The organism is Halomonas organivorans (assembly GCF_014192055.1).
In the GTDB taxonomy this organism is placed as follows: domain Bacteria; phylum Pseudomonadota; class Gammaproteobacteria; order Pseudomonadales; family Halomonadaceae; genus Halomonas; species Halomonas organivorans.
Genome location: NZ_JACHXM010000007.1, coordinates 66,131 through 84,566 on the forward strand (window position 1 = coordinate 66,131; position 18,436 = coordinate 84,566).

Annotated in this window: 16 protein-coding genes; 5 read left to right on the forward strand and 11 right to left on the reverse strand. The window is 67.3% G+C overall.

What is annotated here, in order from left to right:
• The first annotated feature begins 215 nt into the window (after positions 1-215).
• Positions 216-1,124 (forward strand): LysR family transcriptional regulator, encoded by a 909-nt coding sequence (locus tag FHR96_RS09405; protein ID WP_183387418.1) that lies wholly within the window; start codon positions 216-218, stop codon positions 1,122-1,124.
• 41 nt (positions 1,125-1,165) lie between these two features.
• Here FHR96_RS09405 and FHR96_RS09410 read toward each other — a convergent pair whose 3' ends face one another.
• The 9 genes from FHR96_RS09410 to FHR96_RS09450 form a co-directional block, all read right to left on the reverse strand.
• Positions 1,166-2,371, reverse strand: coding sequence for a benzoate/H(+) symporter BenE family transporter (locus tag FHR96_RS09410; RefSeq protein ID WP_183387419.1), 1,206 nt, complete (start codon positions 2,369-2,371; stop codon positions 1,166-1,168).
• 134 nt (positions 2,372-2,505) lie between these two features.
• The gene (locus FHR96_RS09415) at positions 2,506-3,744 is read right to left on the reverse strand and encodes a benzoate/H(+) symporter BenE family transporter (protein ID WP_183387420.1); all 1,239 of its coding nucleotides are present in this window, start codon (positions 3,742-3,744) and stop codon (positions 2,506-2,508) included.
• Positions 3,745-4,003: 259 nt separating this feature from the next.
• Positions 4,004-4,789 (reverse strand): benzoate diol dehydrogenase BenD, encoded by a 786-nt coding sequence (gene benD / locus FHR96_RS09420; protein WP_183387421.1) that lies wholly within the window; start codon positions 4,787-4,789, stop codon positions 4,004-4,006.
• The gene (gene benC, locus FHR96_RS09425) at positions 4,786-5,814 is read right to left on the reverse strand and encodes a benzoate 1,2-dioxygenase electron transfer component BenC (RefSeq protein ID WP_183387422.1); all 1,029 of its coding nucleotides are present in this window, start codon (positions 5,812-5,814) and stop codon (positions 4,786-4,788) included. The genes benD and benC overlap by 4 nt, the downstream gene beginning before the upstream one ends.
• A 50-nt stretch (positions 5,815-5,864) precedes the next feature.
• A complete protein-coding gene (gene benB / locus FHR96_RS09430) occupies positions 5,865-6,356 on the reverse strand; it encodes a benzoate 1,2-dioxygenase small subunit (protein WP_183387423.1) in 492 nt (163 codons plus the stop codon).
• Positions 6,357-6,367: 11 nt separating this feature from the next.
• Entirely contained in the window at positions 6,368-7,735 is a 1,368-nt protein-coding gene (locus tag FHR96_RS09435) for a Rieske 2Fe-2S domain-containing protein (protein WP_183387424.1), read from the reverse strand.
• 55 nt (positions 7,736-7,790) lie between these two features.
• Positions 7,791-8,765, reverse strand: coding sequence for a catechol 1,2-dioxygenase (gene catA / locus FHR96_RS09440; protein ID WP_183387425.1), 975 nt, complete (start codon positions 8,763-8,765; stop codon positions 7,791-7,793).
• 47 nt (positions 8,766-8,812) lie between these two features.
• Positions 8,813-9,103: a muconolactone Delta-isomerase gene (catC, locus tag FHR96_RS09445; RefSeq protein WP_183386008.1), complete on the reverse strand. Its 291-nt coding sequence runs from the start codon at positions 9,101-9,103 to the stop codon at positions 8,813-8,815.
• Positions 9,104-9,141: 38 nt separating this feature from the next.
• Positions 9,142-10,260, reverse strand: coding sequence for a muconate cycloisomerase family protein (locus tag FHR96_RS09450; RefSeq protein ID WP_183387426.1), 1,119 nt, complete (start codon positions 10,258-10,260; stop codon positions 9,142-9,144).
• A gap of 102 nt (positions 10,261-10,362) precedes the next feature.
• Between FHR96_RS09450 and FHR96_RS09455 the strand changes: the two genes are divergently transcribed.
• Entirely contained in the window at positions 10,363-11,265 is a 903-nt protein-coding gene (locus tag FHR96_RS09455; protein WP_183387427.1) for a LysR family transcriptional regulator, read from the forward strand.
• Positions 11,266-11,271: 6 nt separating this feature from the next.
• Here the strand turns inward: FHR96_RS09455 and FHR96_RS09460 are convergent, their stop codons facing one another.
• Positions 11,272-12,546 (reverse strand): Y-family DNA polymerase, encoded by a 1,275-nt coding sequence (locus tag FHR96_RS09460; protein WP_183387428.1) that lies wholly within the window; start codon positions 12,544-12,546, stop codon positions 11,272-11,274.
• A complete protein-coding gene (locus FHR96_RS09465; protein ID WP_246392877.1) occupies positions 12,543-13,001 on the reverse strand; it encodes a LexA family protein in 459 nt (152 codons plus the stop codon). Before FHR96_RS09465 ends, FHR96_RS09460 begins: the two co-directional genes overlap by 4 nt.
• A 253-nt stretch (positions 13,002-13,254) precedes the next feature.
• Here FHR96_RS09465 and betT point away from each other — a divergent pair, with 253 nt between their 5' ends.
• The 3 genes from betT to FHR96_RS09480 all read left to right on the forward strand — a co-directional run bounded on the left by betT (position 13,255) and on the right by FHR96_RS09480 (position 18,406).
• Positions 13,255-15,324, forward strand: a complete 2,070-nt coding sequence (gene betT, locus FHR96_RS09470; RefSeq protein ID WP_183387429.1) for a choline BCCT transporter BetT — start codon at positions 13,255-13,257, stop codon at positions 15,322-15,324.
• A 21-nt stretch (positions 15,325-15,345) separates the two neighbouring features.
• Complete coding sequence (gene betA / locus FHR96_RS09475) at positions 15,346-17,043, forward strand: choline dehydrogenase (protein ID WP_183387430.1); 1,698 nt, start codon at positions 15,346-15,348, stop codon at positions 17,041-17,043.
• Positions 17,044-17,119: 76 nt separating this feature from the next.
• On the forward strand, positions 17,120-18,406 hold the full coding sequence (locus FHR96_RS09480) for an MgtC/SapB family protein (RefSeq protein ID WP_183387431.1): 1,287 nt from the start codon (positions 17,120-17,122) through the stop codon (positions 18,404-18,406).
• The last annotated feature ends 30 nt before the right edge of the window (positions 18,407-18,436 follow it).

The window sequence follows — 18,436 nt, forward strand, 5'->3', positions numbered from 1 at the left end:
TCCTGTCAGGGGATGGATGGTCTCCCATCACGCTAGGCGCCTACCGATATGACTCACAACGAAGCCACCTTCATGTCGTGAATAAACAGGGTTAATATCACGACAAACCAGTTGCTTAGCGACCAATCTCACGCTCCCTTATCGACCATGGTCTAGGGCGATCGACGCTTCGGCGTTGCCCTCCTGTCGCTGCCCCTCCCGGAGACGAAGCCATCATGCGCAAGCTGTCGGAAATCGATACCAATCTGCTGGTGGTGTTCGACCTTCTCTATCAGCGCCGCAACACCCAGAGGGTCGCCGAACAGCTCGGCCTGACCCAGCCGGCGATCAGTCATGCCCTGAAACGGCTGCGCAAGCTGCTGGGCGACCAGCTCTTCGAGCGCACCTCGCGAGGCCTGATGCCCACGCCCTATGCCACGCGCATCCATGAACCGATCGCCCAGGCCCTTGCCGGGCTGCAGGAGGCGCTCAACCTGAGCCAAGACTTCGATCCCGCGACCAGCCGGCGCAGCTTCCAGGTCGCCATGAGCGATATCGGCGAGATCTACTTCCTTCCCCGGCTGATGTCACGGCTGGCGGCACTGGCTCCGCACGTCTCGCTCTGCACCGTGCGCAGCGAGCTCGGCGACCTGCCGCACGACATGGAGGAAGGACACATCGATCTGGCGGTGGGCCTGATCCCGCAACTGGGAGCTGGCTTCTACCAGCAGCGGCTATTCGTGCAGCGTTACGTCTGCCTGATGAGAGAGGATCATCCCCTGGCGCAGCGCGCATTCTCCATGGAGGACTTCACCGCGGCCCGGCACATCGTGGTGGAGGCCAAGGGCACCGGTCACGGCCGGGTCGAGGAACTGCTGGCCAAGGCCGGCATCGCCCGTCCGGTGCGACTTCAGCTGCCGCACTTCGTGGCCGTGCCCTATATCGTCAGCGGCACCGACCTGATCGTCACCGTCACCGACAAGCTGGCCGAGGCCACCGCGCACCGCTTCGGGCTGCACGCCATGCCGCATCCCATGGCGCTGCCCGAGGTGCCGATCAACCTGTTCTGGCACCGGCGCTTCCACCAGGACGCCGGCAATCGCTGGCTACGGCGCTTGATCCACGAGATGTTCGCGGAGGGATGACGGTCCGGCGGTCCGGCGCTCCGGCACGGTTTCCTCGGCGCTCAGCGAGCGCCGTCGGACGCCCGTTCCTCTGCCTTCTTGCCGGCGAAGCGGCGATGCAAGAGGTTGTAGGCGATGGCGCCGACCACCACGCCCCAGAAGGCCGACCCCAGGCCCAGGAAACTCACCCCGGAGGCCGTGGCCAGGAAGGTGATCACCGAGGCCTCCAGGTGATCCTTCTGGGCGGTGAAGGCGCTGACGTTGCTGGCGATGGCGCCGATCAGCGCCAGGCCCGCCAGCACCGCCACGAACTCGCCGGGCAGCGAGGTGAACAGCAGCACGATGGTGCCGGCGAAGGTGCCGCCGACCAGGTAGAAGAGGCCGTTGGCGATCCCCGCCACGTAGCGCTTGTCGCGGTCAGGATGGGCATCCTCGCCGGTGCAGATCGCCGCGGTGATCGCCGCGATCACCGTGGTGATACCGCCGAAGCAGGCAGTGGCCAGCGACGTCAGGCTGGCCACGGTGACGATCGGCCGGGCCGGCGTGTTGTAGCCGGAGGTGCGCAGGATCGCCATGCCCGGCAGGAACTGCCCGGTGAGGCTGACCAGTACCAGCGGGATGGCCAGGCCGAGCGTGCCCTGCCAGGTCCACTCGGGCGCGATGAAGGTCGGCGAGGCTAGCTGCAGGGTCACGCCCTCGAGGCTCGCGCCTTCCAGGACCACTGCCAGGCCGACGCCGACGACCAACAGCCACACCAGGCAGTAGCGCGGCGTCAGGCGCTTGAACACCAGGTAGGCCAGCAGCATGCCAATCATCAGCGCCGGCACCGTGGCCAGCGACTCGAAGACGCCGACCCCGAACTGGAACAGGATGCCCGCCATCATGGCGCTGGCGATGCCGGGCGGGATCAGCTGTATGATGCGGTCGAAGGAGCCGGTCACGCCGATCACCAGGATCACCGCCGCCGCGGTGAGGTAGGCGCCCACCGCCTCGCCGAGCGACAGCTCGGGAAACAGCGTCACCAGTAGCGCCGTGCCCGGTGCCGACCAGGCGGTGACCACCGGCACCTTGAGCCACAGGCTGAGGCCGATGCCGGACACGGCGGCCCCCATGGAGATCGCCCAGACCCATGACGTCATCATCGCCGGCGAGATCTCGGCGCTCTGGGCAGCCTGGAAGAAGATGGCCAGCGGGCCGGCATAGGAGACCAGCACCGCCACGAAGCCGGCAGTGACGGCGGGGATCGACCAGTCCTTGAAGCGTCGCATGGCGAGTTCCTTGGGCAGGGGGGCGGTGGCGCCGGGCCGGCGACACCACGAAAAGAAAAAAGGCCCGTGCTGACAGACAACGACGGGCCAACGGAGGATAACCTGAGCAGCGCCTATCGCGCGAAGGCCTGCCGTCAGGCGCTGGGCTCGTGGGCGACCCGGCGAATGAATTCGAAGTCCTTGGTCTCGAAGAGCAGCGAGACGAACACCCCCAGCACCAGGGCCCAGAAGGAGGAGCCGATGCCCAGGATCTGCAGCCCGGAGGCGGCGATCAAGAAGGAGAACAGTCCGCCCATCTCATGCTTGCCGGAGAAGGTCATGTGCATCGCCGAGGTGATCACCCGCAGCAGGGCCAGCCCGGCGACGATGGCGATGAAGTAGCCCGGCATGGCCTCGATCAGGCTGACCACGTAGCCGTAGAAGGGCGCGCCGACCACGAAGATGGCCCCGGCGATCACCGCCGCCACCCAGCGCTTGTCAGGCTTGCCGGCCTCGGGCGACGAGCAGATACCGGTCATCGGCGCGGCGATGCAGGTGCTGTGCAGGTTGAAGAAGGCCGAGATCATGGTGCCGAAGCCGCCCACGGCGGTGATGGCGTTGGCCGGCACTTCCTTGTAGCCCATGCCCTTGACCAGGCCCACGCCGGCGGGGGTCTCCATGCCGATCAGGATCAGTGCCAGCGGCAAGCCGTAGGCCAGGAAGGCCTCCAGGGTGAACTCGGGAACGATGAACTCGGGGAAGGTCACCGAGAACTCGATGCCCGAGAGATCGACGCCGGCATAGGCCATGTAGGCAATACCGGCCAGCATGGCCACGATCAGCGGCGGCACCCGGCGCAGGAAGCGCGCCGCCAGGAAGAAGGCCAGGATCATGATCGCCGCCGGCAGGATGGCGTGTTCCAGGGGAGCGACCATGTTGAGGCCGAACTTGAGCAGGATGCCGCCGACCATGCCCATCACGATCGGCATGGGAATCAGCTTCATGACGATGCCCATCACCCCGGCCAATCCCGCCACCAGCGAGATGGCGCCGGCGATCAGCGATGCGCCGAGCGCCGCCTCCACGCCCACCACGGGGATGATCGCGGCGAACAGCAGGGCCCCGGGAATGGAGTTGGCCATCGGCAGCGGCAGCCGATAGTAGGCGGGCATGAACAGCCCGAATAAACCGTTGATCATCAGATAGCTGATGACCCAGATCATGATGAAGTGGGGGTCGAGCCCCGCGGCGGTGCCGGCGCTGATATGGATCACGCCGGCGCTGAGGCCGAAGATGCCGGCCACGAAGCCCGCACTGACGTTGTCGACGTTGAGGTCGCGGATGAAGTCAGCTGGCGCATGCCGCAGGCTGACCCCCTTCTCGATATGTTTCATGCTGTACTCCAGGTGTTGTTGTCATTGGTATCAGGGGCTTGCTGTCGAAGGCCGCCCCTGTCGGGACGGCGTTTCGCTTTGCTGGCGCTATGGCGTTAACGGGTTGGCCACGACGGAAAAGTCGCCGAGCGAAGGCTAGACAAGGAAAAAATCGGCGAGAAGGCGGACCGGGCTCGCGTACGAGTTCACGAGCCGTAAACGAGCACTTGGCGCCGGTTTTTGACACCGTATAGCCGAGCGCAGGCCTTTTCAGCGAGGCCTAACCCTGGTCGCCGCCGGCCACCGGCAACACACTGCCGGTGATGTAGCTGGCCTCGCTCGATGCCATGAACAGGATCGGCGCGGCCATCTCGTCCAGGGTGCCGTAGCGGCCGAACAGGCAGCTCTGCCTGGTCTGGTCGATATGGGCCTGGAACCAGGCCTGCTCCGTCTCGTTGCGCGGTTCGGGCGTGCCTCGCGAAATGCGCCGCGGCGGCGCCTCGGTGCCGCCGGGGGCGGTGGCCACCACGCGGATGCCGTGCTCGGCATACTCGAAGGCCAGCGAGGCGGTCATGGCGTTGACGCCGCCCTTGGCCGCCGAATAGGGAATGCGGTGGATGCCGCGTGTCGCCGCCGACGAGACGTTGACGATCACCCCGCTGCCCTGAGCCACCATGGTCGGCAGCACCGCGCGACAGCACCACAGCGTCGGCATCAGCGAGCGGGTGATCTCGGCCGAGATCTCGGTGGAGGTGAACTCGGTGAACGGCTTGAAATTGATCGCCCCGCCCACGTTGTTGATCAGGATGTCGATCCGACCGAAGTGCTCGCTGGCCTGGCGCATCACGCGCTCGGCGCCTTCCCAGGTTTCCAGGTCGGCCTGCAGCGCGATGGCGTCCGCTCCCTGCGCCTTCAGCTCGGCCGCCACCTCCTGGACGATCTCGGCGCGATCCACCAGCGCCAGGCGAGCCCCCTCGGCGGCCGCCTGCTCGGCGACGCGCCGGCCGATGCCCTGAGCGGCACCAGTGATCACCATCACCCGGTCCTGGAAACGTTGACGGTTCATGCGGCCTCCCCGGGTGCCTGGTTGGGCGTGAACTTCTCGTAGTGGAAGCTCTGCGGCGCGATGCCCTGCTCGTCGAAGTGCTTGAGCACGGCGTCGACCATCGGCGGCGGCCCGCACAGGTAGACGTCGACGTCGCCGTCATGCAGCACCTCGGCGTCCATGTGATGGGTCACGTAGCCCTTGCGGGGATGGTCGCTTGCCTCGTCCACTACCACGGTGGAGTAGGTGAAGTTCGGCAGCGCCTCGTCGAAGGCGTCCAGGACCTCGGTCTTGACCAGGTGGTCGTCCTTGTTGACGCCGTAGATCAGGTGCACGGGCTGCTCGCAGCCCTTCTCCACCAGCTGCTCGAGCATCGACAGGAAGGGCGCCAGGCCGGTGCCGCCGGCCAGCATCAGTACCGGTCGGGTCAGCTCGCGCAGATAGAAGCTGCCCATCGGCCCGGTCAGGCCGAGGCGCTCGCCGGGCTTGCACTGCTCGGTGAGATAGCCGCTCATCAGGCCGCCCGTCACGTTGCGGATCAGGAAGGTGGTCCGCGCGGCGCCCGGCCGGGAGCTGAAGGAGTAGGAACGGTGTTCCTCGGTCCCCGGCACGTCGATATGGATGTACTGGCCGGGCAGGAAGGCCAACTCGGCGCCCTCGTCCAGGTCGATGGAAAGCTCGATGCTGTCTTCGGAGAGTTGCTCGACCGTGGCCACGGTGCCCTCGAGCTTGCCGACCGCGGTCTTGCACAGGGTCGAGGCCACCGGCACCTGGATGACGCAGTCGGTCGACGGCACCATCTGGCAGGTCAACACCTGGCCCTCGGCGGCCTCCTCGTCGGACAGCGCGTCTTCCAGGTACTCGTCGCCCAGGTCGAAGGAGCCCTGCTCGCAGTGGCCCTTGCAGGTGCCACAGACGCCGTCGGAGCAGTCCATGGGCAGGTTGACCTTCTGCCGGTAGGCGGCATCGAGCACGGTCTCGCCTTCCTTGCAGCCGATGAAACGGGTCACCCCGTCTTCGAAGTTGAGGGCAATGGTATAGCTCATGGTCGTTCTCCTCCCCGACAGGTCAGCGTGACCCGGTCAGCGTGACCCGGTCAGATGTGATAGACGTCGATGACCTGATGGATGTAGTCGTTGTTCAGGATCACCTTCTTGCGGGTGATCAGCGGCGCCTCCCCCGACACGTCCAGGGTGTAGAACGAGGTGCCGAAGAACTGGTTGGTCTGCTGGTAGCGGTGGCTCAGGGTGTGCCAGTTGAAGCGCAGCTCCACCGTGTCGCCCTCCTGTTTCAGCACCTCGAGATTGCTGATCAGGTGCGTGGTGCGCGGCTCGGGAATGCTGGTCGCGCCGCTGCGCTCGGTCTTGATGCGGTAGACCCGATCCTCCAGCCCCTCGCGGCTCGGGTAGTAGATCAGCGAGATTTCAGACTGCGGGTCCTCGGTCAGCCGGTCGTCGTCGTCCCAGGCCGGCATCCAGAACTCCGCGTCCTGGCGGTAGCAGGTCAGCCATTCGTCCCACTGGCGGTCGTCGAGCAGCCGCGCCTCGCGATGCACGAAGGCCTGGATGTCTTCGAAAGTCATGCTCATGGTGCTCCCCCTTATGCCGACTCGGTGGCGATGAACTGGCCGCGTTCCTTGTCGATGGCGCGCAGCATCTCCTCGACCCAGTGCTGGTGGTGCAGCACGTAGAGCCCCTCGTCCTCCGGCGATGCCCCGCTCAGCAGCGGTTTCATGTCGATCGCCCGGGCGTTGTCGTCGGCGCCTTCGATCCACTGCTTGGCCCCGCGAGACAGGTCGTTCCACTCGGCGTCCAGGCCCTGGTAGCCGTTCTGGCAGGCGCGGAACTCTTCCAGGTCGTCCGGCGTGCCCATGCCCGAAACGTTGAAGAAGTCCTCGTACTGGCGGATGCGCAGCGCGCGGTTCTCCTTGGATTCGCCCTTGGGCGCGAAGCAGTAGATGGTCACCTCGCTCTTGTCCACGGCCAGCGGGCGGATCACCCGGATCTGGGTGGAGAACTGGTCCATCAGGTAGACGTTGGGATACAGGCAGAGGTTACGGGTCTGGTTGACGATGGAATCGGCCCGGGCCTCGCCCAGCTCGGCCTCGATCTCGTCCTTGCGGGTGTAGACCGGGCGCACCTCGGGGTTGAGCAGCCGGGTCCACAGCATCATGTGGCCGTGCTCGTAGGAGTAGAAACCGCCCTGGCTCTTCGACCAGCCGTCGGCGTCCACCGCCTGGGTGCCGCCGGCGTCGTAGTTGCGGCGATCCATGGTCGAGGCGTAGTTCCAGTGCACGGTGCTGACGTGGTAGCCGTCGGCGCCGTTCTCCGCGCCCAGCTTCCAGTTGCCGTTGAAGGTGTACGACGAGGTGCCGCGCAGGATCTCCAGGCCTTCCGGCGCCTGGTCGACGATGTTGTCGATCACCTTGCGGGTTTCGCCGAGATAGTCGTCCAGCGGCATCACGTCGGCGCTCAGGCTGCCGAACAGGAAGCCCTTGTAGTTCTCGAACACCGGCAGCCGCTTGAGGTCGTGGGAGCCGTCGCTCTTGAAGGCGTCGGGGTAGGCGCCGGTCTTCTCGTTCTTGGCCTTGAGCAGCCGGCCGTCGTTCTTGAACGTCCAGCCGTGGAACGGGCAGGTGAAGGTGCCCTTGTTGCCGCGCTTCTTGCGGCACAGCGTGGCGCCGCGGTGGGCGCAGGCGTTGATCAGCGCATGTAGCTCGCCGGCCTTGTCGCGGGTGATGATCACCGGCTGGCGGCCCAGGGTCACGGTCATGTAGTCGCCGGGCTCGGCGATCTGGCTCTCGTGGGCCAGGAACAGCCAGTTGCCCTCGAAGACATGCTTCATCTCGAGCTCGAAGAACTCGGGGTCGGTGAAGATGCTGCGATGCACGCGGAAGATACCGGCCTCGGCGTCGTCGACGACGGCACCGCGGACGCGTTGTTCGAGACGATCAAGCTTGCTGGTCATGATCTGGCTCCTCGAGATTGTCATGGGGTCAGGGAAGAAAGAACGGGCTGGGTCCTCAGACCTTGGCGGAACCCGCCTGCTGGCTGGCCTGGTCCTGTTCGTCTTCCTTGGCCCGCGGGCGCTTGTGGCGATGCTGCAGTTCACGGTCCGCAGTCGCCGACAGTTCGACGTCGAACACCACCTCGGTGAAGGGGCCTTCGAAGCCGCGTGCTTCGATCGTTGCCGCATCCTCGACTCGCTGCCCGGCGACCACCAGCTCCTCGCGAGTGGCGAAGGCGAAGTCGTCGAAGGTGTAGGGGTCGCCCGCCAGGTTGATCTGGGTCGTCAGGTGCTGGTGCCCCGGCGCCGAGACGAAGTAGTGGATGTGCGCCGGGCGCTGGCCGTGGCGGCCCAGGGCCTTGAGCACCTGGTCGGTGGGCGCGCCTTCCGGCACGCCATAGCCGGAGGGAACGATGCTGCGCACCGCGTAGCGACCCTCGGCGTCGGTGATGATCGAGCGGCGCAGGTTGTACTCGGCCTGCGACGGGTCGAAGAAGGAGTAGCCGCCCTTGGAGTCGGCGTGCCAGATCTCGACCTTGGCCCCGGCCACCGGCTGGCCGTCGGTGTCGCGCACCTGGCCGGTCAGCCACATCGCCTCGCCGTCGCTATCGGTGCCGTCGTCCATGCGCCCGCTGCCCTGCAGCTCCGGGGCGCCGGCCACGTACAGCGGGCCCTCGATGGTGCGCGGCGTGCCGCCGGTGCGGCCGGCCTCGGCGTCGGCCGCGTCCATGCGCATGTCCAGGTAGTGGTCGAAGCCGAGCCCCGGGGCCAGCAGGCCGAACTGGGTGCCCTGGCCGAGCGCGTTGAGCACGCTGATGCTGCTCCAGAACTCCTCGGGGCTGACGTCGAAATCGTCGATCAGCCGATACAGGTCGGAGAGCAGGCGATGCAGGATCTGCTTGGCGCGCTCGTTGCCGCCGTCCTGCTCGAAGCCGCTGACGGCCTTGAGAAAGTCCTGAACCTCGGGGGTATCGAAAATCTTCACGGTCATGCTGGCGTCCTCATGGTTGTTATAGCGAGTCATCGATGAACGGCGTATCAGCTGTCGTCGTCACGGATCGACGAGGGATGGCGGCACAGCGGCTTGACGGCGATCTCCATGTACGGGAACAGCGGCAGGTGGGAGACCAGCTCCTGCAGCTCGGCGTTGTCCTCGACGTCGAAGATGCTGACGTTCGAGTAGCTGCCGGCCACCCGCCACAGGTGGCGCCACTTGCCGGCGCGCTGCAGCTCCTGGGAGTAAGCCTTCTCGGTCGCCTTGATCTCGGCGGCCTGTTCGGCGGGCATCTCCGGCGGCAGTTTCACGGTCATTTCTACCTGGAACAGCATGCGGGTCTCCTTGTCTGGAACAGTGTCAGCGCCCGGACTTACTTGCGCGAATAGTGGGTCAGCTTGTCTTCGTCGAGGGCGATGCCGAGGCCGGGACCGGCCGGCAGGTCGACGCCGAAGTCGTGGTAGCGCAGCGGCTCGGCGACGATGTCGTCCTTGAGCAGCAGCGGGCCAAACATCTCGGTGCCCCAGGCCATCTCGGGCAGCGTCGCCCAGGCATGCAGCGAAGCGGCGGTGCCGATGGTGCCCTCGAGCATGGTGCCGCCGTACAGGCCGACACCGGCCGTCAGCGCCAGCTGCGCCAGCTCCAGCGCCGGCCGCGGCCCGCCGGCCTTGGCAATCTTCAGCGCGAAGGCGCCGCTGAAGCCGCCGGCCACCAGGTCCAGGCCGTCCCGGGCATCGGCCACCGCCTCGTCGGCCAGCATCGGCACCCGGAAGCGCTCGGCCAGGCGAATCAGGCCGGCCTGCTCGCGGGCCGGGATGGCCTGCTCGATCAAGGCGATGCCGGCCTCCTGAAGGGCGGCGATGCCGCGCACCGCGGTGGCCTCGTCCCAGGCCTGGTTGACGTCGACCCTGACGCTTGCCCGATCGCCCAGCGCCGCCTTGATGTCCGCCACGTGGCGCACGTCCTGTTCCAGGGCGTTGGCGCCGATCTTCAGCTTGAAGTCGCAGTGGCGGCCGTCGTCGAGGCGCTGGAAAGCTTCATCGATATCCTTCCGGGTATCGCCGGAGGCCAGGGTCCACAGCACCGGCAGATGCGTGTGGCGGGCGCCGCCCAGCAGCTCGGCCACCGACAGGCCGCGGCGCTTGCCCTCGGCGTCGAGCAGCGCTGTCTCCAGCGCCGACTTGGCGATGGGATTGCCGCGCACGTGACGATTCAGCCGCGCCATCAGGGCGTTGAGGTTGCTCGAGGGCTGACCGACCAGCAGCGGCGCCAGATAGGCGTCGATGTTGCGCTTGATGCTCTCCGGGCTCTCGGGGCCGTAGCTCAGGCCACCAATGGTAGTGCCCTCGCCCAGCCCCTCGATGCCGTCGCTCGTACGCAGGCGCACGATGACCATCGTCTGGCAGGCCATGGTGGCCATGGAAAGCTTGTGGGGACGGATGGTCGGCAGGTCGACCAGCAGCGTCTCTAAGGACTCGATCACGGCGGGCATGAAGGCTCCTGGGCTATGCACGAAAGAAGTGTTCGCAGTTTGATTGCCTCCAGGCCCGGCAACCAATATGGTTTAAGTCCTTAGCCATACCCTGGAGGTATCATGGAGCTACGCCATCTCCGCTACTTCTGCGTCGCGGCCAAGGAGTTGAACATGACGCGGGCGGCCGCCAAGCTGCACATCGCCCAGCCTCCATTAACTCGACAAATCAACAACCTGGAGAAGGAACTGGGCGTCAGGCTGTTCGACCGCGGGCCCCGTGGCCTGGCGCTGACGGCGGCGGGACAGTTCTTCTATGAACATACCCTGCAGATACTCGAGAAGGTCGACACCACGGTGGCCGATACCCGACGCATCGCCCGCAGCCACCGCCAGCTGTTCAGCATCGGCTTCGTGCCCTCGGTGTTCTACGGCCAGCTGCCGCTGCTGGTGCGCGGCTTGCGACAAAAGGATGACGTCGAGCTGACGCTGGTCGAACTGACCACGGTGCAGCAGATCCAGGCGCTCAAGGCCGGCCGCATCGACATCGGCTTCGGCCGGCTGCGCCTCGACGACCCGGAGGTCGAGCAGGAAGTGCTGTTCGAGGAGCCGCTGATGGCGGCGCTGCCCAAGGGCCATCCGCTGGAGGGCACGACGCCGAGCATGGCGCAGTTGGCCGAGTACCCCTTGATCCTGTTTCCCGCCACGCCGCGACCGAGCATGGCGGATACCGTGCTCGGCATGTTCCGACGCCGCGGGCTCAAGATCACGGTCTCGCAGGAGGCCAACGAGATGCAGACCGCGCTGGGCCTGGTGGCCTCGGAGATGGGCATCACCCTGGTGCCAGAGCAGGTGAAGCGCGTCCAGCGCGACGGCATCAGCTACGTCTACCTGGCGGAAAAGCACATCACCATTCCGATCCTGTGCAGCCGTCGCCGCGGCGAAGTGCCCTCGCCGGTCATGCAGGAGGCCAATGCCATCCTCGAGGTGCTGGTGGAGAATCGCCGCAGCGGCCGCTATCCGTGAGCCGGCTCAGCGCGCCTTGACGCGCATCAGCTCGTCCCAGCGGGTGGTATAGCGCGAGCTGAGATGCTCGCAGCGCAGTGCCCAGGCGGCCCTTTCCCCGGGAAGCCCGAAACGCACGGTATCGCGGCCCATACGGCCGTTGAGCCGATCGAGGGTGGCCATCAGCTGCCCGCCTCGTCGGCGCTCGGCGCCATCGCTCTCGCGCAGCAGCGACAGCTGGTGATGCTCGGCGTCGACCAGGTCCAGCAGCATCACCCCGCACTTCTGGTAACGCACGCCCTCGAGGAAGATCGCCGACAGGGCACGGCCGGCGGCGGCAAGCAGCTCGCGGGTATCACCGCTGGGGCCGGACAAGGCCACCACCTGGCTGTTGCGATACTGGCGTTCGTCGAGCCGGTGCGGGTCGCTGCGCACGAATACCAGCACCGCGCAGGCCAGGCTGCCCTGACGACGCAGCTTCTCGGCGGCCCTGGCGCCATGCTGGCGGATCGCCGCCCGCAGGTCGGCCAGCTCACCGGTCAAGCGGCCGAAGGAGCGCGACACCATGATGCGCTGGCGCGGCTCGGCGAGGTCCTCCAGGGGGATGGCCGGCCGCCCGCGCAATTCCCAGACGATGCGTTCCAGCACCACCGAGAAGGTCCGACGGATCTGCTTGGGATCGGCCTGGCGCAGCTGCCAGGCGGTGTGGATGTCCTGCAGTGCCAGCCGCTCGGCGCTACGCCGGGCGATGCCCCATAGCTCGTGCACCTGCAACGCCTCGAGCACGCGGCGGGTCTCGGACGCCTCGGCCTCGAGTCGGCACACGCCGCCCAGCCCGGGCATTCGCTTGGCGACACGATTGGCGGTCTTGGCCAGCACCCGGGTCGGCCCCAGCCCCACGCAGGTCGGCAGGCCGGTGTCGCGCAGCACCGTCGCCCGCAGCCGCCGCCCCCACGCCTCGAGGTCATCGGGCTCATGCCCCTCTAGGCCGACGAAGCTCTCATCGATGGAATACGCCTCCACGTCCGGCGAGAAGTCGCCGAGCACCTGGTTCACGCGCCGGCTCATGTCGCCGTAGAGGGCATAGTTGCTGGACAGCAGCGTCGCTCGCCGACGCATCGACGCGGGGATCTGGTGCGCCGGCATGCCCATGGCCACGCCCAGCGCCTTGAGCTCTTCCGAGCGCGCCACCACGCAGCCGTCGTTGTTGGACAGCACACCCACCGCCCGGCCCTCGAGACGCGGCGCGAAGACCCGCTCACAGCTGACGTAGAAGTTGTTGCTGTCGACCAGCGCGATCATGGCGTCGCCCCCGGCAGGGCGTGCAGCACATGCGTCACCACGCCCCACACCTGGCACTCGCGCCCCGCCAGCGGAATCGGCGCGAAGCGCGGGTTGCTGGCCTCCAGCACCAGGCCGTTGCCGCGCCGGGCCAGCCGCTTGACGGTGGGCTCGCCGTCCACGGCGATGATGACCACCCGCCCGGGCAGCGGCTCCAGGCTGCGGTCCACCACCAGCAGATCGCCGTCGTGAATGCCGTCGCCGAGCATCGAGTCGCCCTCGGCGCGCACGAAGTAGGTGGACGCCGGGCGGCGCACCACATGGGCATGCAGGTCGAGCTCCACGTCCAGGTGATCGTCGGCGGGACTGGGAAAGCCGGCCCGCACCCGGCAGCCGAGCAGCGGCTGGCCCGCCCGGTCGGGTCCCGGCCCGTCAGCGGCAGGCAGATGGGCGAGAGACGACCTCGGCAATGACATGGCGCCTCCTGGAAATACTGTATCTATAAACAGTATCCGACACCCTCGCCCGGGTGGCAAGTCGAGTACTCCGCCAAGCGGTCTCCCTTGACGCCCGCGCCGCGCCCTACCTATACCCAGATAGCCCATTCGCCTCCCGTCGCGCGCCACATCGCCGACGTGGAGACCCCGCCCAGCCAGCGGCGTCACCCGGTTCGGGTCGACCATGGACGGTGCACCAGCGTTGCCGGGATGAGGCCCCGAGGAGCACGGCATGGCCAATCTTCCCGATCCCGCCAGCGAACCGCGCCGCGACCGCATCAATCCCGTGGTGTTCTACGGCTCGGCCATCGGCATCGTCGCCTTCGCGCTGTGGACCATGTTCTTTACCCAGGCGGCCGGCAACGTCATCAACACCGTGCTGGCCTGGATCTCGGACAGCTTCGGCTGGTTCTACTTCCTCGCCGTGGTGGCCTACCTGGTGTTCGTGGTGTGCATCGGCCTGTCCCGCTACGGCAAGCTGCGCCTGGGCCCGGCGCACTCGACGCCGGACTTCAACATCATCACCTGGGCGGCCATGCTGTTTTCCGCCGGCATCGGCATCGATCTCCTGTTCTTCTGCATCGCCGAGCCGGTCACCCAGTTCCTGGCCCCGCCGGTCGGCGAAGGCGGCACCCCGGCAGCCGCCCGCCACGCCATGGAGCTGACCTTCCTGCACTGGGGGCTGTCCGGCTGGGGCATCTACACCCTGGTCGGCATGTCGCTGGCCTTCTTCAGCTACCGCCACGGCCTGCCGCTGACCATCCGCTCCGCCCTCTATCCGCTGTTCGGGCGCCGCATCCACGGCCCCATCGGCCATAGCGTGGACATCGCCGCCGTGCTCGGCACCGTGTTCGGCATCGCCACCAGCCTGGGCATCGGCATCATCCAGCTCAACTTCGGTCTTCACTACATGTTCGGCCTGCCGGAGAACACCGTCACCCAGGCGGCGTTGGCGATACTGATCGTGGTCTTCTCGGCGATCTCGGCGGTGACCGGGGTCGACAAGGGCATTCGTCGGCTGTCCGAATTCAACATGCTGCTGGCCGTGCTGCTGATGCTGTTCGTGCTGTTGAGCGGCAAGACGCTGTTCCTGCTCAACGCCCTGGTGATGAACGTCGGCGACTACCTGGCCCACTTCGCCCGGCTGTCCTTCGACACCTACGCCTTCAACCCGCCCTCTGACTGGCTCAACGCCTGGACGGTATTCTTCTGGGCCTGGTGGATCGCCTGGGGTCCCTTCGTCGGGCTGTTCCTGGCGCGCATCTCGCGGGGGCGCACCATTCGCCAGTTCGTCGCCGGCACCCTGATCCTGCCGCTGACCTTCATGATGGCGTGGATGTCGATCATGGGTAACAGCGCCATCGACCTGGTGATGAGCGGCACCGCCAGCGTCGCCGACTTCGGCGAACAGGCCATGAACAACCCCGGTTCGTCGATCTATCTCTTCCTGCAGAGCTACCCCTGGGTATGGATCACCACGGTGGTGACCACCATCCTGGCCATCGTGTTCTTCGTCACCTCCGGGGATTCCGGCTCGCTGGTGCTTTCCAACCTGACCTCGGTGCTCACCGACCCCAACCACGACGCCCCCTCCTGGATGCGCATCCTGTGGGCGGCGATCATCGGCATCCTGACCCTGGCGCTGCTGATGGCCGGCGGACTGGGCGCCCTGCAAAGCGCGGTGGTCATCATGGGGCTACCCTTCGCCTTCGTGCTGTTCCTGATGATCTTCGGCCTGTTCAAGGCGCTGAAGGTGGAGGGGCTCAAGGAGGACAGCCTGCGCGGCAGCATGGCCGGTCACCTGTCGGGGCGCCTGCCCGGCGAGGGCGCCGGACATCCCTGGCGGCAGCGGCTCTCCCGGGCCATGCACTTCCCCAGTCGCGGGCAAGCCCGGCGCTTTCTCGGCGATACCGTGCGCCCGGCCATGGAAGAGATCCGCGAGGTGCTCGGTGAGCAGGGAATCACCGCGGCGCTCGTCGAGAGCAACGACAAGGAGGGGCATCTCGAGCTCAACGTCGACCTCGGCGGCGAGCCGAACTTCACCTACCAGGTGTGGCCGCACCGCTGCGCCATGCCGGCGTTCTCGATCCGCGCCACCCACGCGGGCACCCACTACTACCGGCTGCAAGTGCATATCGGCGAGGGCGGCCAGGGCTATGACATCTACGGCTACACCAAGGAACAGGTGATCGCCGACATCCTCGATCAGTACGAGCGTCATCTGTTCTTCCTGCACACCCAGCGAGAGCTGCCCGGCGGCGAGGCCATCATGCCGGACACCCCCGCCGCACGCGGGGAATGACCCTGGACGAGGAGCGACGCCATGAACGATGCCACCTTCAACCGGGTCGTCGACTACGTGATCGTCGGCGCGGGCTCGGCCGGCTCGGTGCTCGCCGACCGCCTGAGCGCCGACGGCCTGCACCAGGTGCTGGTGCTGGAGTTCGGCGGCAAGGACGATTCCCTCTACATCCAGATGCCCATCGCCTTCTCGATCCCGCTCAACAAGCCACGCTTCGATTGGGGGCTCTACACCGAACCGGAGCCCGGCCTCGGCGGGCGGCGCATCCACCAGGCCCGCGGCAAGGTGATCGGCGGCTCCTCCTCGATCAACGGCATGGCCTACGTTCGCGGCTGCGCCGGCGACTTCGACGAGTGGGTCGAGCGCGGTGCCGAGGGATGGAGCTACGCCGAGGTGCTGCCCTACTTCAAGCGCGCCGAGGACTGCCTCTACGGCGAGGACGACTACCGCGCCAGCGGCGGCCCGCTGGGAGTGTGCAACGGCAACAACATGGCGAACCCGCTCTACCGCGCCTTCATCGAGGCCGGTCGCCAGGCCGGCTACGGCGAGACCGCAGACTACAACGGCTATCGCCAGGAAGGCTTCTGCCGCATGGACATGACGGTGCGCGATGGGGTGCGCTGCTCCACCGCCAACGCCTACCTCAAGCCGGCGCTCGCCCGCGACAACCTGAGGCTCGAGATGCACGCCCTGACCACCCGGGTGCTGATGGATGGCAAGCGCGCCGTGGGCGTCGAATACCGCCAGCGGGGCAGGACCGTGCGGGTGCGGGCACGGCGCGAGGTGATCCTCTCGGCCAGCGCCTTCAACTCGCCGAAGCTGCTGATGCTGTCCGGCATCGGCCCGGCCGAGCACCTCCGCGAGCACGGCATCGAGGTGGTCCACGACCTGCCCGGCGTCGGCGAGAACCTCCACGATCACCTGGAGGTCTGGGTGCAGCAGAGCTGTACCCAGAAGATCACCCTCAACGGCTGGCTCAACCCCCTGGCGCGGCTGTGGATCGGCGCCCGCTGGTTGTTCTTCAAGCGGGGCCTGGGCACCAGCAACCAGTTCGAGTCCAACGGCTACATCCGCAGCCGCGAGGGGCTGCGCTACCCCGACATCCAGTACCACTTCCTGGCCGGCGCCATCGCCTACGACGGCTCCAGCGCCGCCGAGGGCCACGGCTTCCAGGTCCATCTCGGCGCCAACAAGCCCCGCAGTCGCGGGCGCGTGCGCCTGACCTCCGCAGACCCCGAAGCACCGCCGTCGATGATCTTCCACTACCTGCAGGACGAGGAAGACAAGGACGACTATCGCCGCGCCCTGCGCCTGACCCGGGAGATCTTCGCCCAGCCCGCCTTCGACTCCTACCGCGGCGAGGAGCTCTCCCCCGGCCCCGGCGTGCAGAGCGACGCCGAGATCGACACCTGGGTCGCCGCCACTGCCGAGACCGCCTATCACCCCTGCGGCTCCTGCCGCATGGGCACCGACCCCCTGGCGGTGGTCGACCCCGAGTGCCGGGTCCACGGCATCGAGGCGCTGCGGGTGATCGATTCCTCGATCATGCCCAGCGTCACCAACGGCAATATCAATGCCCCGACCATCATGATCGGCGAGAAGGGCGCCGATCACGTGCTGGGCCGCGAACCGCTGCCGCCGTCCACGGCGCCGGCCTTCTCGCTGGAAGCCTGGCAGGTCAAGCAGCGCGAAGCCGCGCCCGAACGTCCGCGGGGCTGATCGTCTCGATCGTCGCCCGGCCAAGGCACGCGATTCGCGGGGTTCACGGCACCGATCGCGACGCAGGAGCGCGCGAATGGATGAGGTCACCGCCCAGTTCATCACCGCCCACGAGGCGGCCCTGCGGCTGACCGTCGCCCTGCTGCTCGGGGCGCTGATCGGCATCGAGCGCGGCTGGGCGGCGCGCGAGAAGAAGGCCGGAGAGCGCATCGCCGGTATCCGCACCCATGCCCTGGTCGGCCTGCTCGGCGGCCTCGCCGCGCTGCTCTCCGTGGCCGTCAGCGAGTGGGTCTTTCCCTTGCTGCTGCTGGCCGTGGCCGCCATTGCCCTGGTCGCCCAGCGTGCGAGCATGCCGCACAGCCGCGACTACAGCATTACCGGCCTGATCGGCCTGCTGCTGACCTTCTGCCTTGGCGCCGTGGCCGTGGCCATGGATCCGGTGCTGGCCGCCGCCTGTGCGGTGGTGACGGCGCTGATCCTCGACAACAAGCGCGAGATACATGGCCTGCTCAACAAGCTGCAGGCCCACGAGCTGGACGCAGGACTCAAGCTACTGCTGATCTCGGTGGTGATGCTGCCGCTGCTGCCCGATCGCGGCATGGGTCCCGGCGACGCCCTCAACCCTCACCAGATCTGGTGGATGGTGGTGCTGATCGCCTCCACCTCCTTCATCGGTTACTTCGCCATGCGCCTGGGGGGTGCCGAGAAGGGCATACTGTTCACCAGCCTGTTCGCCGGCCTGAGCTCTTCCACCGCCCTGACGCTGCACTTCGCCCGCCTGTCGCGGCGCAACCCCGAACTCTCGCCGCTGCTGGCCGCCGGTATCCTGATCGCCTGCGGCACCATGTTCCCGCGCATCCTGTTCTACTGCCTGCTCATCCGGCCCGAGCTGCTGCCACGGCTGGCCCCGCCGGTCGGCGTAATGGGCGGGCTGCTCTACGCCTCGGCCCTGGTCATCTGGCGCGGCCAGCGCCAGGACGCCAAGGTGGATCGACCGGCGCTGCGCCAGAACCCGCTGGAGCTGCGCATGGCCCTGATGTTCGGCGCGCTGCTGGCGGCGATCATGCTGCTCGGCCGGTGGCTCGAGGAGGGGCTCGGCGATACCGGCATCTACCTGCTGGCGGCCTCCTCCGGCGTGGCCGACGTGGATGCCATCACCCTGTCGCTGACTCGCATGTCCCAGGACACCATCGGGATGTCCACGGCGGTGCTCGGGATCATCATCGCCGCCACGGTCAACAACGCCATCAAGAGCGGCATGGCGGCCGGCCTGGGCACGGCAAAGCTGGGCCGCCGGGTCGCCCTGCCCATGGCGGTATCACTGCTGGCGGGCCTGGCGCTGGCCTGGGGGCTCACCCCCTGAATCCAGCGCCAACACCGCCGGCTACATCGT

Bases quoted from the DNA above. Each gene is read 5' to 3' on its own strand.
- catC (WP_183386008.1), bottom strand. From the start codon at position 9,103: ATGCTGTTCCAGGTAGAAATGACCGTGAAACTGCCGCCGGAGATGCCC.
- FHR96_RS09405 (WP_183387418.1), top strand. From the start codon at position 216: ATGCGCAAGCTGTCGGAAATCGATACCAATCTGCTGGTGGTGTTCGAC.
- benC (WP_183387422.1), bottom strand. From the start codon at position 5,814: ATGAGCTATACCATTGCCCTCAACTTCGAAGACGGGGTGACCCGTTTC.
- betT (WP_183387429.1), top strand. From the start codon at position 13,255: ATGGCCAATCTTCCCGATCCCGCCAGCGAACCGCGCCGCGACCGCATC.
- FHR96_RS09480 (WP_183387431.1), top strand. From the start codon at position 17,120: ATGGATGAGGTCACCGCCCAGTTCATCACCGCCCACGAGGCGGCCCTG.
- FHR96_RS09460 (WP_183387428.1), bottom strand. From the start codon at position 12,546: ATGATCGCGCTGGTCGACAGCAACAACTTCTACGTCAGCTGTGAGCGG.
- benD (WP_183387421.1), bottom strand. From the start codon at position 4,789: ATGAACCGTCAACGTTTCCAGGACCGGGTGATGGTGATCACTGGTGCC.
- FHR96_RS09410 (WP_183387419.1), bottom strand. From the start codon at position 2,371: ATGCGACGCTTCAAGGACTGGTCGATCCCCGCCGTCACTGCCGGCTTC.
- FHR96_RS09415 (WP_183387420.1), bottom strand. From the start codon at position 3,744: ATGAAACATATCGAGAAGGGGGTCAGCCTGCGGCATGCGCCAGCTGAC.
- betA (WP_183387430.1), top strand. From the start codon at position 15,346: ATGAACGATGCCACCTTCAACCGGGTCGTCGACTACGTGATCGTCGGC.
- FHR96_RS09450 (WP_183387426.1), bottom strand. From the start codon at position 10,260: ATGCCCGCCGTGATCGAGTCCTTAGAGACGCTGCTGGTCGACCTGCCG.
- FHR96_RS09435 (WP_183387424.1), bottom strand. From the start codon at position 7,735: ATGACCAGCAAGCTTGATCGTCTCGAACAACGCGTCCGCGGTGCCGTC.
- catA (WP_183387425.1), bottom strand. From the start codon at position 8,765: ATGACCGTGAAGATTTTCGATACCCCCGAGGTTCAGGACTTTCTCAAG.
- benB (WP_183387423.1), bottom strand. From the start codon at position 6,356: ATGAGCATGACTTTCGAAGACATCCAGGCCTTCGTGCATCGCGAGGCG.
- FHR96_RS09465 (WP_246392877.1), bottom strand. From the start codon at position 13,001: ATGTCATTGCCGAGGTCGTCTCTCGCCCATCTGCCTGCCGCTGACGGG.
- FHR96_RS09455 (WP_183387427.1), top strand. From the start codon at position 10,363: ATGGAGCTACGCCATCTCCGCTACTTCTGCGTCGCGGCCAAGGAGTTG.